This is a genomic window from Devosia sp., assembly GCF_028290645.1.
Lineage (GTDB): Bacteria > Pseudomonadota > Alphaproteobacteria > Rhizobiales > Devosiaceae > Devosia_A.
This window is the reverse complement of record NZ_JAQGJL010000384.1, coordinates 1-13,261: the sequence shown is the minus strand read 5'-3', so window position 1 is coordinate 13,261 and position 13,261 is coordinate 1. Positions and strand designations below refer to the sequence as shown.

Below are 13,261 nucleotides of genomic sequence, written 5' to 3'. Positions count from 1 at the left end.
GGCCGACATCGTCGGCCGTGCGACGATGGCGAACCCCGCGGTGATGACGTCGATCGCGGCGCTGCTGCTGCTCGCTTTCGGCATCAAGGCGGCGGCGTTTCCGGTGAATGCATGGCTCCCGGCGAGCTATCACGCGCCGCCGGCGGCGATTTCGGCGTTGCTGGCCGGGCTGCTGACCAAGGTCGGCGTCTATGCGCTGCTGCGGGTGCTGGTGATGCTGCTGCCGGCGAGCCGCGAGGTGCTGGCGCCGGTGCTGGCGATCGTCGCGGTGGGAACGCTTATCCTCGGGCCGCTCGGGGCGATCGCGGAAACGAATTTGCGGCGCGCGCTCGGCTTCCTCGTCATCGGCGGCATCGGCGCGACCGTTGCCGGCGCGGCGCTGGGGAATACCGCGGGGCTGGCGGGCTCGGCGACCTATGTGCTGCACGCCATGCTGACGATGACGGGACTTTACCTCCTGGCGGGGCTGATCGAGGCGATGACCGGCGAGACCGATACGCGGCGGATGGGCGGGCTCTATGCGGCAGTGTCGGGGCCCTCGCTGCTGTTCTTCGTGCTGATGCTGGCGGTGGCGGGGGTGCCGCCATTCCTCGGCTTCTGGCCGAAACTGCTGCTGATCCAGGGCGGCGTCGCTGACTGGGGCTTTGGCCGCGACGGCTGGGCACTGGCGCTGTGGGTCGCGGTGCTGGCCAACGCGTTGCTGACGCTGATCGCCGTCAGCCGGCTCTGGGCCCACATCTTCTGGCGCGCCGGGCACGAGGGAGCGGCGACCGAGGCCCCCAACCCGGAGCTGAAGCCGCTTGGACGGCGGGCCGAGTGGCTCGGGCTCGGCCCGGCGGGGGTGCTGACACTGGTGGTGCTGCTGCTCGGCCTCTGGCCGGAGCCGCTGCTCGGTTTCGGCAAGGACGCGGCGGCGGGACTGCTGCGACCGGCGGATTATGTTGCGGCGACGGGCCTCATGGGAGGCGCGCCATGAACCTTGCGCTGCTGACCATCGTGCTGGCCGTGGGCTGGGCGGCGGCGACCGGCGGCTTCACGCTCCCCAACCTGCTGCTGGGCGCCGTGGTCGGCGCCGCCGGGCTGTTCGTGGTGCGCCGCTACGTGTCGCGGCCGCATGCCTTGCCGCGAGCGTGGCGAATCGTTTCGCTGGCGCTGCTGTTCCTGAGGGAACTGCTGCTGAGTGCGCTGCGCGTCGCCCGGCTGGTGATCCGGCCCGATCTCAAGGCGCATATCCGTCCAGCGATCATTGCGTTCCCACTGACCGTTACAGGTGACGCCGAGATAACGCTGCTCGCCAATCTAATAACGCTGACGCCGGGAACACTGAGCGTCGACGTCTCGGAAGACCGGCGGTTCCTCTATATCCACGCCATCCATGTCACTGACCGCGACGCGTTCATCCGGGAGATCGCCACTGGGTTCGAAAGCAGGGTAATGGGGGTGTTCCGATGAGCGGGGCGGTAGCGTTGCAGGTGGCGAGCCAGATCGCGCTCGGGCTGCTGCTGGTTGCGCTGTTGCTCACGGTGATTCGCCTGATTCGCGGCCCCAACCTGGGCGACCGTATCCTCGCGCTCGACCTGATCACGGTGCTGGCGGCCGGGTTCATTGCCGCGATCGCGGTGCTCACCGGCTTTTCGCTCTACATCGATATCGCCATCGCCCTGGCGCTGGTCGGGTTCCTCTCGACCGTGGCGCTGGCCCGCTACCTGATGGTGAAGGCGGCGGAACGCCCCAGGCTGGAGGACGAACGGTGATTGTCGAGTTCGCGCAATACATCGCCGCGTTGCTGATTCTCGCCGGCGCGCTGTTCAGCCTGATCGCCGCGGTCGGGGTTATGCGGCTGCCGGACCTCTATACTCGGCTCCACGCAGCTACAAAGGCGGGCGCGATCGGCGCCGGACTGATATTCCTCGCCCTGGCGGTGGCATCGTTCGACGGCGCGGTGGTCCTCAGATCGCTTCTGGGCATTGTGTTCTTGCTGTTGTCGACACCTGTTGCCGCCCATCTGCTGGCACGTGCGGCATATCGCAGCGGCGAGGCGCCGGCGCCCGCGACGACTGTGGACGATTTGCAGTGACGCGCTGTACCAATTACATATTATTGCCCCACATCACGGGTTATACACATAGACGACAGTTGCTATTGCATTCGCAGTGCAGCGGCTCTAGAGAACCAGTTAAGGGCGAGGATGCCACCTCTTCGCCCTGTCATACCGCAGAAAAGGACCCGAAATGAACGATCTCATCAGCGGCAACGCCGCGGCTGACAACGATCTCATCGATCTCAGCGCCGACATCGTCTCCGCTTATGTTAGCCACAATGCACTCAGCGTCACCGACCTGCCCAAGCTGATTGCGGACGTGCACTCCGCGCTCAGGAATCTGCAGTCTCCAGTCGCGGCCGAACCGGCCGAGGAACTGAAGCCGGCCGTCCCGGTTCGCAAGTCGGTCGCCCCCGACTTCATCATCTGCCTCGAGGACGGCAAGAAGTTCAAGTCGCTGAAGCGGCACCTCCGGACCCACTACAATCTCTCGCCCGAAGAATACCGCGAGAAGTGGGGCTTGCCGGCAGACTACCCGATGGTCGCCCCGAACTACTCGGCGACCCGCTCGCGTCTCGCCAAGGACAACGGGCTCGGCCGCAAGGCTGCCTGATCGACGTTTCGATCGCTGGTTTTTTTCGCGGCCGCTCCGAAAGGGGCGGCCGCGCTGCATTCCGGTCCCCGCAATCCGACTTATCCCCGCGCCTGTCCTTGCCGGCTATAGGAATATCGTCCTATACAGGTGGAGGCGGCAATGCGGAGCATACTGGCGCAGGCGGGCGAAGCCCCCGCACCGAGACTGCGGACGCGTGGACGGGTGCTGCGGTTCGATCCGCGATGCGCCGATCCTCGCGGCTGGCGACTGGCTGAACTGGTGGCCGGGGAGCGCGGAATTCCGATCGAGGCGCTGTTCTACCCCGAGCGCTGCACGGCCGACGTGGCGCTGGCGCGGCAGTTGGCGATGTACCTGATGCATGTGGCCTTCGGGCGCCTTTATGCCGATGTCGGCCGCTTCTTCGGGCGCGACCGCACCACGGTTTCGCATGCCTGCGCGGTGATCGAGGAATTGCGGGAGGCGCCGGAGTTCGAGGAGATTGTTGCGCGGCTCGAGGCCGCGCTGGCAGATGCGACCGAGGCGGAGCGGGAGACGGCCGATGCAACGGCCTAGCAAGGCGGCGCTACGCTTCGTCCGGGCGCTGCTGGGTGAGGGCCGGGCGGTTCGCGATGCCGAGCTGTTCTCGGTTGCCGGGGCGGATGGGCGGAGCGTGTCGCTGTCGGTGCACGAGGTGCGGGAACTGGCGTCGCTCGGCGTGCTCGATGCCGATGGCGGTGGCTGCGGGGCCAATGCCGGGACCGCGCAATGGCTGAAGCGGCAGATGCTGGACGAGGATGCCTTTGCCGCGCAGCACCGACTTGAGGCGCGGCAGGCCGATGGCGCCATGGTGAACCTCGCCGAGAGCCCGCTGGCGCGGCTGGCGGCTGCGGCGGGGGAGGGCGAGGCATTCCTCAGGCCGCATCAGGTGGAGGCGGGCGAGCGCGTGCGCCGGCTGGTTGAGCGCGCGCAACTGCAGCCGCGGCTGACCATGAGCTACTCGGCCGCCCATACCGCCGGCAAGGGAGCGGGACGCGCGGGCGACATCGGCGACATGGCGGCCGATGCGCGGAAGGCCTTGGCGGACCTCCACCGCCAGCTGCCGCGCGATTGCGCCGAGGTGGTGCTCGACGTCTGCGGCTTCGGCAAGGGGCTGCAGCACATCGAGACCGAGCGCGGCTGGCCGCGGCGCAGCGCCAAGCTGGTGCTGCGCATCGGGCTCGATCGGCTGGCGGAGGTCTATGGGCTGGGCGAGGTGGCGACGGGCGCGGAGACCAGGCGCCGGCGGGCGTGGATGGAGGGGGGCGGGTCGCGATGTTTGGGTGAGGAGTCGCGCAGCCGCGGAACCACGACGGGCAGCGCTACGTTCGTCTGTTTCGGATATTTCGGATATTGCGTTTAATGCAGCGCCTGCTATATCCTGCGTATCAGGAGATCAAAATGACTCAGCTGCTCCAGAGACCAGTCTTGCCATCGGCAGATGATAGCGCCCTGGCTGCGGATGCCAGCCGTCAGTTGTCTCGCGCCAGACGCGATGACCTGGAACTGCGCGTGCAGATAGAGGGTGGAGAAACGCTGCGCTTGCCAAAAGCGGTCAGCACGCTGCTTTACCACCTTCTCACAGAGATGGCGCAAGGCAACGCAGTCACCATCATCCCCGTAAACGCCGAGCTCACGACCCAGGAGGCTGCCGAGTACCTGAATGTGTCGCGTCCTCACCTCATCAGGCTTCTGGGGGAGGGAAAGGTGCGTTTTCACATGGTTGGAAGCCACAGGCGCGTGAAGTTCAGCGATCTGGAAGCCTATCGCAAAGCCAGCGACGAAGAGCGACAGCGTGTGATGGAGGAGTTGGCGGCAGAGGCGCAGGAACTGGGGATGGGCTATTAACAGGTCCAGCTACACGGTTCTGATCGATGCCTGTTGCCTCTATCCGGCACCACTGCGGGATATCCTCATGGAACTCGCGGGCGGGGGACTCTTCCGCGGAAAATGGACAGACCGAATCCATGATGAGTGGATTCGCAACCTACTCAGGAACCGATACGACCTCGCCGCGGACGGCTGGCGCGCACGCGCGAGATGATGATGAACCGCGCCGTGCCCGATTCTCTCGTCGAGGGCTATGAGGATCTGATTTCAGGACTACAGCTACCGGACCCTGATGACCGGCACGTCCTGGCAGCAGCCATTGCCGGCGGCTGTGATGCCATAATTAGCTTCAACCTGAGGGATTTTCCCAAGGATACGCTCGCGCGGTTCGGCATCGAGGCGACGCACCCGGATGAGTTCCTCTTTCATCAGTTTGGTCTCAACAACGCCAAGGTGCTGGCTGCCGCGCTTGCCTGTCGGGGTCGCCTCAAGTCTCCGCCAAGCTCGGCAACCGAGTATCTCGATATCCTCGAGCGGCAAGGACTGCCGATCTTTGTCGCCGAACTCAGGGAGTATGCCTCGGTGATCTAGGCGCGCCCCGACGCCGCCCGGCGCGTTAAGCCGCCGCCAGCGCTTTCGCCTCTCCGCGCATGCGGTTGACCATGGCGACCAGCCCGTTGGAGCGCTGGGTGGTGAGGTGTTCGCGCAGGCCCAGCTCGTCGAAGATGGCGATGGCGTCGGTTTCGGCGATTTCGCGGGCGGGGCGTCCGGAGTAGAGGGCGATCAGGACGGCGACGAGGCCGCGCACGATCATGGCGTCCGATTCGCCGCGATAGGCGAGGTTTGCGCCGTTGTGGTTGGAGACCAGCCAGACCTGCGAGACGCAGCCATGGACCTTGTTCTCGGCTTTCTTCTCGGCCTCGGCGAGCGGCGGGAGGGCCTGGCCGAGTTCGATGATGTAGCGGTACCGGTCCTCCCAATCGTCGAGATAGGAGAGATTGTCGGCGATATCGGCGAAGGCCTGCGGATGGGTCATGAGGGATAGATAGGCGATCGGAGCCGCGGATTGAAGCGGTGTGTGGGGAACGAAGTCCGCCACCTGCCTCGATGTCATCCCTGCGAAAGCGGGGATCCACGTCTCCGCTGGCGCGGGGGGGTGAGCTGGGTCCCTGCTTTCGCAGGGATGACATCGCGTTTTGGGTTATCCCGGAGCCCCGCAAAAGTGTGAGCCGCAGTGCGGGGCAGCGCACTGCGGCTCGGGCCAGGGATCACGGTTGAAGTAGCGTCGGGGAAGTGACGCGACCCCTGACTTAACCCATCCGATCCGGTCTCGGTCGGGGGAGCGGGACCGGCATGCTCGAGTTGAGTTGCATGGGCATGTCGACGGACGGGAGCTTGTTGCCGGAAAGGACGGTGAGCGCCGCCTTGCCGCCGGAGCATTGGAGACTGTCGCAGTCGCTGGCGAGGACTTCCGTGACGACGGCCTGGCGGCCGGCCTCGAGGGCCAGCCGGGAGGCCTCGCCCGCGGTCTTGCCGAGGTCGAAGTCCTTCGGCGCGATGATGAGAAACATCACCGTCAGCCAGAATGCGGACCTCAGCAGGAACATCGACGCCTCGTTCTTGAGAATGGCAGTTTGCTGCCTTGTTGAGGGCACACTAGGCCTGGCGGCTTAAGCCCGATTTCGAGATTTCGATAAAATTGGATGGAAGTGGGGCAACTGTGCCGCCGGTGGCTGTGGCCCCCCTGTCCCCTCGCCCTGAGAAGGGGCGGGAGACCAAAATACTAACGCCCCGGTACTCGTTTCCTCCCCGTCCTTAGGGAAGGGGACACGGGGGTGAGGCTCCATGGGCCGCGATGCTGGTTGCGATGCCCCCACCGCAACACACTGTTTACGCTAACCCCAGAAACCCCGGCGCAAGGCTGTGGATCGGGTGCGCAACGGGTCCGGGCGGGCTTCCCCTTAAACCGGCATTAGGCGTTGAGGTGGAAGCTCCGGGCAACAAGAAGAAGGGCGGCGGGGCGGTTGGATCGAGTTATGCGTAGCCTCTGGTCATGGTTGAACGATGCCTGGCGCACCGAGACGGTGCGCGGCGCCGGCGGCCGTCCGGAAGCCCTGCGGCGGCAGGCCATCGCGACCAACGCCAGGCTGATCCTTGTGTTCAGTCTCGTCGGCATGCCGGCGGCGCTTTATGCGCTGACCCAGGTCATGCTGCTGCCATTCGTCCTCGCCACTGTCGGCGTCGCGGCGGGGGTGCTGACCATGGCGCTCTGCCAGCGCGGCCAGTATGAGCGCGCCGCGGCGGGGCAGGTCTATGCGACGCTGCTGGCTGGCCTGCTGCTCACCGTCGCCGACCCGGCCATCGCCGATTTCGGTCTCGCCGTTGCGGTCCTTGGTCCGGTGCACGCATCGCTCCTCACCCGCACGCCGGTGAAGAAGCGCGGCTGGGCGATCCTCGTGGTCGTCGTCGGCTGCGGCGTCCTCGCAAGCTTCGGCGTCCTCGCCTGGCCCGAGCCGTTCCCGTTCGGCTACGTGCTGGTGGGGGCGCTCGTTTTCGCGATCACCGCGGCGATCGTCGCGCATTCGGCCCACCGGCTGAACACGGTGTTCGAAGTCTACGAGAAGGCGCAGATCAACGCCTATCGGCACCTGATCGAGCACGTGCAGGACGCGGTCATGCGCTTTGCCAGCGACGGCACGGTGCTGTTCACCTCGCGCTCGGTCGAAAAGCTGTTCGGCTGCCGGCGCTTCGAGCTCAGCGGCAGTGGCCTCGTCGAGCGCATCCACGTGCTGGACCGGCCGACCTATCTCACCGCCTTCGCCGATGCCAACCAGGGCGGCCAGACCCGCCGGGTCGAAATCCGCATGCGCCGGGACGAGCCCGGCCCTTCGGCGGCCGCGCCGCGGTTCGTGTGGGTGGAGGCTTCGCTTTCCCCGGTCGTCGACCAGGACATGCCCGGCGCCCGCAACGAGGTCGTGGTGCTGCTGCGCGACGTGACCGAGCGGCACGACTACATGAACGAGCTGCAGCGGGCGCGGAAGATCGCCGAGGAGGCCTCGAGCGCCAAGTCGCGCTTCCTCGCCACCATCGGGCACGAGCTGCGCACCCCGCTCAATGCCATCGTCGGCTTTTCCGAGATGATGACCTCGGGCGTCGTCGGCGAACTGAGCCCGCAACACAAGGAATACGCGACGCTGATCCAGCAGAGCGGGCACCACCTGATCGACGTGGTGAAGATGCTGCTCGACATGAGCCGGCTGGAGGCGGGGAAGTTCGAGCTGACCACCGAGCCGATCGCGCCCGAATCGCTGGTCGAGCCGTGCCTCAAGATGGTCGACGCCATGGCGCGCGACCGATCGGTGCGGCTGATGACCGACATTCCGCGCTCGCTGCCGATGCTGATCGCCGACGAGCGCGCCTGCCGGCAGATCCTGATCAACCTCCTCACCAACGCGGTGAAATTCTCCAACGAGCACTCGGTGGTGACGCTGGCAATGAAGCGGCAGGGCCGGCATCTCGCCATTTCCGTGGCCGACCACGGCATCGGCATGGGCGAGGAATCGGTGCGCCGGGTCGGCGAGCCGTTCTTCCAGGCCCAGGACGGGCTCGCCCGCCGCTACGAGGGCACCGGACTGGGGCTTTCGATCGTCAAGGGGCTGGTGCTCCTCCATGACGGCTCGCTCCATGTGAGCTCGTCTCCGGGCGAGGGAACCGTGGTGACGGTTCTGCTGCCGATAAACGGTCCGGAAACCAAGGTGGAGGAAACTGCTGCCGTCACGCCCCTTCACCGGGACCCGGTCCAGCAGCAAATGCCCACATGGTACGACGAAAGAAAAAGAGCTCTATGACGGCAGCAACTCTTGCTCACCTGCCTTTGCAGGTCGGCGGTGCCGCACTGGCCTCGACGGGCCGGGCGGCGCTCTGGGTCATCGCGCGCTACATGCGCGCGCCCCTCACCAATACCGCGATCGCTGCCCTGGTCATCGTCACTGCGATGGCCGGTTCGAACGCGCTCTATGGGCAGCGGCACGCCCACCCGGCGCCGCTGTTCTCGCCGGTGATCGAATCGGGCGCGCCGGCCGAGATCGCGCCGGTGATTCCGAAGACTCGGCCGAAAAGCTTCGTCGTCGGCACGCCGGTAAAGCTGCAGCGTCCGGTGGCCGCGGCGACCGATGCCGCCGGGAGCCCGATCGGCAACAAGGAAGTGTTCGAACTGCAGCGCCAGCTGGAGCGGCTGCAGCTCTTCACCGGCACCATCGACGGCTATTACGGGCCGCAGACGGCGCGCGCGATCCGCAAGTTCGAGGAACAGCGCGGTCTGAAGCCGACCGGGGAACTGACCACCGCGACGGTCGAACTGATTCTCGCAGCGCCACTCTCGACCCCCGAGGCGCAACAGGTCGCTGCGATGCCGGCACCGGTAGCCGACGAGAAGCCGGCGGTCACCGTCACTCTGCCCAAGCTCAAGTCGGCGCCGATCGAGGAAGACCTGCCGGCCGCCGGCAAGGTGAAGCCGCAATCGCTGGCCGCCCTGGCGCGACCCAAGCCGCTGACCGCCGAGATCGAAACCGGCTCGGTGCTGCCGGCGACCAAATCCGCCCCGAAGCTGCTCGGCCGGCCGGTGCCCGAGACGCCGGAAGCGGCGCTCGAGATGGCCGCCAACACGGCGGGCGACGCGATCAACACGATCATCGACGGCGTGCAGTCGATGGCGATGACGGCGCCACCGAAACAGCCCGCTGCGTTCGCAGCGGAGGCAAAGGCGCTGACGACGGCTGCCCCGGCAGCGCCGATCGCCCTGGTGCCCAAGTCGGCGGAGCGGACGGAAGTCGCGGCGCTGCCCGATAATCCGCAGGTCGGCGTGCCGCTGAAGATCGAGGAAGAGGCGCCCAAGCCCGGCGAGGCGATTGCGGTGCTCGATACCGAGGCGACGCCCGACGAGATCAAGGCGCCGTTCTCGGTCACCGATCCGGTGATCGTCGCCAAGGTGCAGCGCGGGCTGGGGAGCCTTGGGTTCCTGCACGGCCCAGCCGATGGCGTGGCCGGCGAGGCGACGGCGAAGGCGATCCGCAATTTCGAGGTCTACTTCAACTACAAGGTGACCGGGCGGATTTCGCCGGAGCTGCTGGATCTGCTGGTCGATAATGGGGCGTCGATTTAGGGGCTCGGGGTCGCTTTGCTCGCGCATCGCTAGCGACGTGGGACCCCTCATCCGGCCTTCGGCCACCTTCTCCCTCAAGGGGAGAAGGCGCTGACCGGGAGAGCCGCGCTACGTCAGCACATCGCGGATGGGGCGCTCGGGGCCTCCGGGCGCCAGCATCGAGCGGCATCGTCGGCGGCTCTAGCCACCTCAACGGTTTTCCGGCACACCTTCCGCATGTTCAGAACCGACATCTGGGTCGCGGGGTTTGTCCGGCGGCATAACGACATCGGCCACATGTGCGTGGTGTCGCGTCGGGGCGACCCCATCGCCGGGCAGATCTTCATCGAGGTCGATCACCTCAATGGCACGGTGTCGCTCTACACGCCCGCGCCGGCGACCAGCCTTGGCGACAACACCGAGGACCGAGTGTTCCAGCTGCGCTTCGACCACGTCGAGCCGGACAAGGTGCGCGAGCGCATTGCGCGGGAGTACGACTTCGACCCGGATCTGTGGGTGGTGTCGCTGGAGATGCGGGGCGGGGAATTGGGGATTGAGGTGGTGGGGTAGACGATGCGGCTGGTCGGCGGCTTACTGTTCCTCGTGGCCCTGCTGCTCGCGTTCGTCAGCGTAATCTACGCTCACCGAGTGGCTCGGCTGGTTCCCTTCGCCAAGGACTACGGCGTGCCCAGTTACGTGAAAACAACCGTGGACCTCTTTTCGCCCCCCGTTCACCCATATCGACACTGCTCACCCCAACTGCCCGGACTGGATACGTGACGAGTACCGCCACCACCGCGAAATAGGCATCGCCACCGGGGTATTCAGCTTCACGTTCCTAGGTCTGGCTTTGCTGGTACATAAGGTAGCGCGCTAGGGCGCCCCCCCGCTCAGCTCGCCCTTGCCCCGATCCTTGCCAGCGCTTCGATCGCCTGGTCGACCACCGGGTTGCGTTCGCGTGTCTGCGGCGGCGGGATGCGGCGGCGTTCGGTTTCGAACGGCTTGTATTCGGGCTTGGTCAGTTCGAGCAGGTTCACGTCGCCGCGCCAGGCGCTCATCAGGAACGCCGTGGCGTCGACGCTGACGGTTTCAAAGAGCCTGGAGAAGGCGGCCAGCGCCTTGGAGCGGTCCTCGTCGTGCGAGGTGGCGTGGATCAGCACCTTGAGCCCGTCCTGTGCATTGCAGCCGAAGGCGCGCAAGACGACGAACAGCGCGGCGCCCGAGGTGTCGTGCGCGATCTGGCCGCAGCGGACTTCGTCGAGGCCGGTGATCTGGTGCAGGAGCCGCGTGACTTCGGGGCGGCGGTTCTCGGCGAAGAGCTTCATCAGGGCGCGGGTGAGTTCGCCGGTGGCGACCGACAGCTGCTCGAGCGTGCGCTTGATCGGCGCGTCGGGCGTCTCGCGCTGGGCGAAGGCGTTGATCACCTTGATCCGGTCGGTTTCGCCCAGGTCGAAGAAGGCGGGGGAGAGCAGGGCGGCGTCGAAATCCTCGCGCGCGGCGAGCGACCAGGCGACCTGGTGATCCATCTGGGCCGAGCGGGCGAGGGCGCTGAGATAGGGGCCGCGCGGCACGATGGCGGTGTTGGTGGCCAGCGCCCGATAGACCTTGCGGCTGTTCATCTGGAACAGCCGGCCGAGCACTGCATTGGAGAGGTCCGGGCGGCGGGCGAGGGCGGCGCCGAGCGCCACGTCGTTGGAGGAGATCACCTTGAGCATGGTGCTCTCGGAAAGGCGCGGGGCCGCGACGAGGAAATCCGGCAGGTCGTCGCCGAGATGGCGTACCACCAGTTCCTCGAGTTCGGGCGAGAGGTCCTCGGAGCGGCCGAGCGTCGCCGCGGCCTTGGCGCGGGCGGCGGGGGCAGCGGACGGGAACAGGCGCTGCGCCAGGGCTGCAAACTGTTCCATTTCGGCACTGGTCGGCTTGCCGCGGCGGGCAAATGCGTCGCACGCAGCGCATAAAAGCGTGTTCGTTCGATCGACGCCGCCCGTCTCGATAAGGAGCTGGAACGTCTCGTAAGGCTGGAAACCGATCATATTTTGCCCTGAAAGGCCCCAGGAGTCGGGCCTCAACCACCGGGCCGACTATTTCAGGAAAATCGTTAGCGAACTGTTAACCTTGACGAACTCTTAATGGCCCTTGTCGGGCTAATGCGTCGCTCCCGATTTGCCGGCGGAATGGGTCCCCGGCAACTTCTGCCCGCCCGCCGGAGGCAAGGTTGGGAAAACTGGTTCAACTACCAAAGCGTGGACGCACGAAATCGCGCTCTCAATCGGCGGGTATGGGCACAGTCCTGATGTTCACCGGGGTGCGCTACGAGCGGCAAGGCGGCACGACCCTGCCCGACAAGCCCGTCGGAACGGCCACGGGCGGCAAGCGTCGCCGTGGCTGAACGGGGACTGCGCCGCTGGCTGCTGGCCGGCCTGTTGCTGTGCGCCTGGCCGGCGGCTGGCCATGAGCTCGGCGATTTCGGCCGGGTGAAGCCGGGCGTGCTCAACGACGAGATCATCCCCGGGACGGACCGGCTGATGCGCCGGCTCGGCAACCAGCCGGTCTCGAATTTCAACATCACCGACCAGGAACGCGAGATGCACGATCGGGTGTATCGCTTCCTGATCGCGCGCCACGCCAGGGACTGGGCCTTCGACTACGAGCAGGTGGTCGCCGTGGCCGGGCTGACCAGCCGGCGCAAGGGCAAGGACGATCTCTACTATCGCTGGCTGACGGGCGAGCGCTACGCCTCCTCTCGGGTGCGCTACAACACCATGGCCGACGATATCGGCGCCGATCTCCTGACCCTGCCGAGCACGTTCGCGGCCATTTGCGCGGTGATCGAGATCGACCGGCAGCGGGCGGTAGCGGCCGCCGAAATCGCCGATATCGAGCCGGCGATGATTGCCGAGATGCATGAGCGCAAGGCGGAGAACGACCTCCATGTCGGCCGCTTCGTCGCGGCGCTCGATTATCGCTACGCTTCGTACGGCTACGCGCTCGACCACTTCCTCGTCGAAACCCCGCACGGGGAGGCGGTGGAGGTGGACGCGCGGCTGAGCGAACTGGCGATCTGGGTTGACCGGGCGGAGCAGCAGGAATTTTGCGGTGACTGGAGCACGGGGGAGGGCGGGGACGGCGCCATCCCGGGCCGCGTGCTGCTCGATGCGCCGAGCGAGGGCGAGTATCGGAAGTAGCTGGCGCTATCGCAGGTGCGATGGTCAGCTGCGCTACTCAAAACTCGATGTCATCCCAGCGAAAGCAGGGGATCCATCCATCCTCCAGTGCAAGAGGTGAGTTAGGCCCCAGCTTCCGATGGGATGACACCGGTGTTGGGGGTGGTCTGGTGCCGGAGCCGCTACCTCAGGTCGCAATCGTCCCGCACTTGAGACCGGCGAGCGCGCGCTCGTACCGGGCGCGCATTTCGGGGTGGGGTGGGGCGAGGCGGACGACGACGAATAGGTCGTCTTCCTTGGCTTCGACGATCAGCAGGCCCTCGGCGACGTCGAGCTTCTGCTCGGCGAGGAGCCGGGTCTGGCCCGGGTTGAAGATGCCGAGGTCGAGCGAGGTGCCGATGCCGTCGCGGTTGGTGGTGGAATAGACCACCGTGCCAGCCCGGCTGTAGACCGCC

At 66.4% G+C, this 13,261-nt stretch carries 17 protein-coding genes; 13 read left to right on the top strand and 4 right to left on the bottom strand.

What is annotated here, in order from left to right:
- From JWQ89_RS20460 to JWQ89_RS20420, 9 genes are all read left to right on the top strand, one after another.
- The coding region (locus JWQ89_RS20460; protein WP_299644134.1) for a proton-conducting transporter membrane subunit at positions 1–976 on the top strand (976 nt) is incomplete at its 5' end.
- The gene (locus JWQ89_RS20455) at positions 973–1,452 is read left to right on the top strand and encodes a Na+/H+ antiporter subunit E (protein WP_299644132.1); all 480 of its coding nucleotides are present in this window, start codon (positions 973–975) and stop codon (positions 1,450–1,452) included. The genes JWQ89_RS20460 and JWQ89_RS20455, both read left to right, overlap by 4 nt.
- Complete coding sequence (locus JWQ89_RS20450; protein ID WP_299644130.1) at positions 1,449–1,754, top strand: cation:proton antiporter; 306 nt, start codon at positions 1,449–1,451, stop codon at positions 1,752–1,754. The genes JWQ89_RS20455 and JWQ89_RS20450 overlap by 4 nt, the downstream gene beginning before the upstream one ends.
- Positions 1,751–2,077: a monovalent cation/H(+) antiporter subunit G gene (gene mnhG, locus JWQ89_RS20445; RefSeq protein ID WP_299644128.1), complete on the top strand. Its 327-nt coding sequence runs from the start codon at positions 1,751–1,753 to the stop codon at positions 2,075–2,077. Before JWQ89_RS20450 ends, mnhG begins: the two co-directional genes overlap by 4 nt.
- Positions 2,078–2,231: 154 nt before the next feature.
- Positions 2,232–2,654: a MucR family transcriptional regulator gene (locus JWQ89_RS20440; protein ID WP_299644126.1), complete on the top strand. Its 423-nt coding sequence runs from the start codon at positions 2,232–2,234 to the stop codon at positions 2,652–2,654.
- Positions 2,655–2,795: 141 nt separating this feature from the next.
- Entirely contained in the window at positions 2,796–3,209 is a 414-nt protein-coding gene (locus JWQ89_RS20435) for a helix-turn-helix domain-containing protein (protein WP_299644125.1), read from the top strand.
- A complete protein-coding gene (locus JWQ89_RS20430) occupies positions 3,196–4,035 on the top strand; it encodes a DUF6456 domain-containing protein (protein WP_299644123.1) in 840 nt (279 codons plus the stop codon). The genes JWQ89_RS20435 and JWQ89_RS20430 overlap by 14 nt, the downstream gene beginning before the upstream one ends.
- 38 nt (positions 4,036–4,073) lie before the next feature.
- Positions 4,074–4,520 carry a helix-turn-helix domain-containing protein gene (locus tag JWQ89_RS20425; RefSeq protein WP_299644121.1) on the top strand — a complete coding sequence of 149 codons (447 nt, stop codon included), beginning with the start codon at positions 4,074–4,076 and terminating at the stop codon, positions 4,518–4,520.
- 198 nt (positions 4,521–4,718) lie between these two features.
- Entirely contained in the window at positions 4,719–5,093 is a 375-nt protein-coding gene (locus tag JWQ89_RS20420; RefSeq protein WP_299644120.1) for a PIN domain-containing protein, read from the top strand.
- Between the two features lie 25 nt (positions 5,094–5,118).
- Here JWQ89_RS20420 and JWQ89_RS20415 read toward each other — a convergent pair whose 3' ends face one another.
- Both JWQ89_RS20415 and JWQ89_RS20410 read right to left on the bottom strand, forming a co-directional pair.
- Positions 5,119–5,538, bottom strand: a complete 420-nt coding sequence (locus tag JWQ89_RS20415) for a SufE family protein (protein ID WP_299644118.1) — start codon at positions 5,536–5,538, stop codon at positions 5,119–5,121.
- A gap of 274 nt (positions 5,539–5,812) precedes the next feature.
- Complete coding sequence (locus JWQ89_RS20410; RefSeq protein ID WP_299644117.1) at positions 5,813–6,109, bottom strand: hypothetical protein; 297 nt, start codon at positions 6,107–6,109, stop codon at positions 5,813–5,815.
- A 429-nt stretch (positions 6,110–6,538) separates the two neighbouring features.
- On the opposite strand from JWQ89_RS20410, the gene JWQ89_RS20405 reads away from it, so the two are divergent.
- The 3 genes from JWQ89_RS20405 to JWQ89_RS20395 all read left to right on the top strand — a co-directional run bounded on the left by JWQ89_RS20405 (position 6,539) and on the right by JWQ89_RS20395 (position 10,212).
- Positions 6,539–8,350: a PAS domain-containing sensor histidine kinase gene (locus JWQ89_RS20405; protein WP_299644116.1), complete on the top strand. Its 1,812-nt coding sequence runs from the start codon at positions 6,539–6,541 to the stop codon at positions 8,348–8,350.
- The gene (locus JWQ89_RS20400) at positions 8,347–9,663 is read left to right on the top strand and encodes a peptidoglycan-binding domain-containing protein (RefSeq protein ID WP_299644115.1); all 1,317 of its coding nucleotides are present in this window, start codon (positions 8,347–8,349) and stop codon (positions 9,661–9,663) included. Before JWQ89_RS20405 ends, JWQ89_RS20400 begins: the two co-directional genes overlap by 4 nt.
- Positions 9,664–9,879: 216 nt before the next feature.
- The gene (locus JWQ89_RS20395; protein ID WP_299644113.1) at positions 9,880–10,212 is read left to right on the top strand and encodes a DUF1491 family protein; all 333 of its coding nucleotides are present in this window, start codon (positions 9,880–9,882) and stop codon (positions 10,210–10,212) included.
- 320 nt (positions 10,213–10,532) lie between these two features.
- Here JWQ89_RS20395 and JWQ89_RS20390 read toward each other — a convergent pair whose 3' ends face one another.
- Complete coding sequence (locus tag JWQ89_RS20390) at positions 10,533–11,675, bottom strand: DUF2336 domain-containing protein (protein ID WP_299644112.1); 1,143 nt, start codon at positions 11,673–11,675, stop codon at positions 10,533–10,535.
- A 348-nt stretch (positions 11,676–12,023) separates the two neighbouring features.
- Between JWQ89_RS20390 and JWQ89_RS20385 the strand changes: the two genes are divergently transcribed.
- Positions 12,024–12,827 (top strand): hypothetical protein, encoded by an 804-nt coding sequence (locus JWQ89_RS20385; RefSeq protein WP_299644111.1) that lies wholly within the window; start codon positions 12,024–12,026, stop codon positions 12,825–12,827.
- 166 nt (positions 12,828–12,993) lie between these two features.
- Here JWQ89_RS20385 and JWQ89_RS20380 read toward each other — a convergent pair.
- The coding region (locus tag JWQ89_RS20380) for a hypothetical protein (protein ID WP_299644110.1) at positions 12,994–13,261 on the bottom strand (268 nt) is incomplete at its 5' end.

Excerpts from the sequence above, each read along its gene's own strand:
- JWQ89_RS20390 (WP_299644112.1), bottom strand. The coding sequence starts at position 11,675 with ATGATCGGTTTCCAGCCTTACGAGACGTTCCAGCTCCTTATCGAGACG.
- JWQ89_RS20415 (WP_299644118.1), bottom strand. The coding sequence starts at position 5,538 with ATGACCCATCCGCAGGCCTTCGCCGATATCGCCGACAATCTCTCCTAT.
- JWQ89_RS20405 (WP_299644116.1), top strand. The coding sequence starts at position 6,539 with ATGCGTAGCCTCTGGTCATGGTTGAACGATGCCTGGCGCACCGAGACG.
- JWQ89_RS20425 (WP_299644121.1), top strand. The coding sequence starts at position 4,074 with ATGACTCAGCTGCTCCAGAGACCAGTCTTGCCATCGGCAGATGATAGC.
- JWQ89_RS20400 (WP_299644115.1), top strand. The coding sequence starts at position 8,347 with ATGACGGCAGCAACTCTTGCTCACCTGCCTTTGCAGGTCGGCGGTGCC.
- JWQ89_RS20450 (WP_299644130.1), top strand. The coding sequence starts at position 1,449 with ATGAGCGGGGCGGTAGCGTTGCAGGTGGCGAGCCAGATCGCGCTCGGG.
- JWQ89_RS20455 (WP_299644132.1), top strand. The coding sequence starts at position 973 with ATGAACCTTGCGCTGCTGACCATCGTGCTGGCCGTGGGCTGGGCGGCG.
- JWQ89_RS20410 (WP_299644117.1), bottom strand. The coding sequence starts at position 6,109 with ATGTTCCTGCTGAGGTCCGCATTCTGGCTGACGGTGATGTTTCTCATC.
- JWQ89_RS20435 (WP_299644125.1), top strand. The coding sequence starts at position 2,796 with ATGCGGAGCATACTGGCGCAGGCGGGCGAAGCCCCCGCACCGAGACTG.
- JWQ89_RS20420 (WP_299644120.1), top strand. The coding sequence starts at position 4,719 with ATGAACCGCGCCGTGCCCGATTCTCTCGTCGAGGGCTATGAGGATCTG.
- JWQ89_RS20430 (WP_299644123.1), top strand. The coding sequence starts at position 3,196 with ATGCAACGGCCTAGCAAGGCGGCGCTACGCTTCGTCCGGGCGCTGCTG.
- JWQ89_RS20395 (WP_299644113.1), top strand. The coding sequence starts at position 9,880 with ATGTTCAGAACCGACATCTGGGTCGCGGGGTTTGTCCGGCGGCATAAC.
- JWQ89_RS20440 (WP_299644126.1), top strand. The coding sequence starts at position 2,232 with ATGAACGATCTCATCAGCGGCAACGCCGCGGCTGACAACGATCTCATC.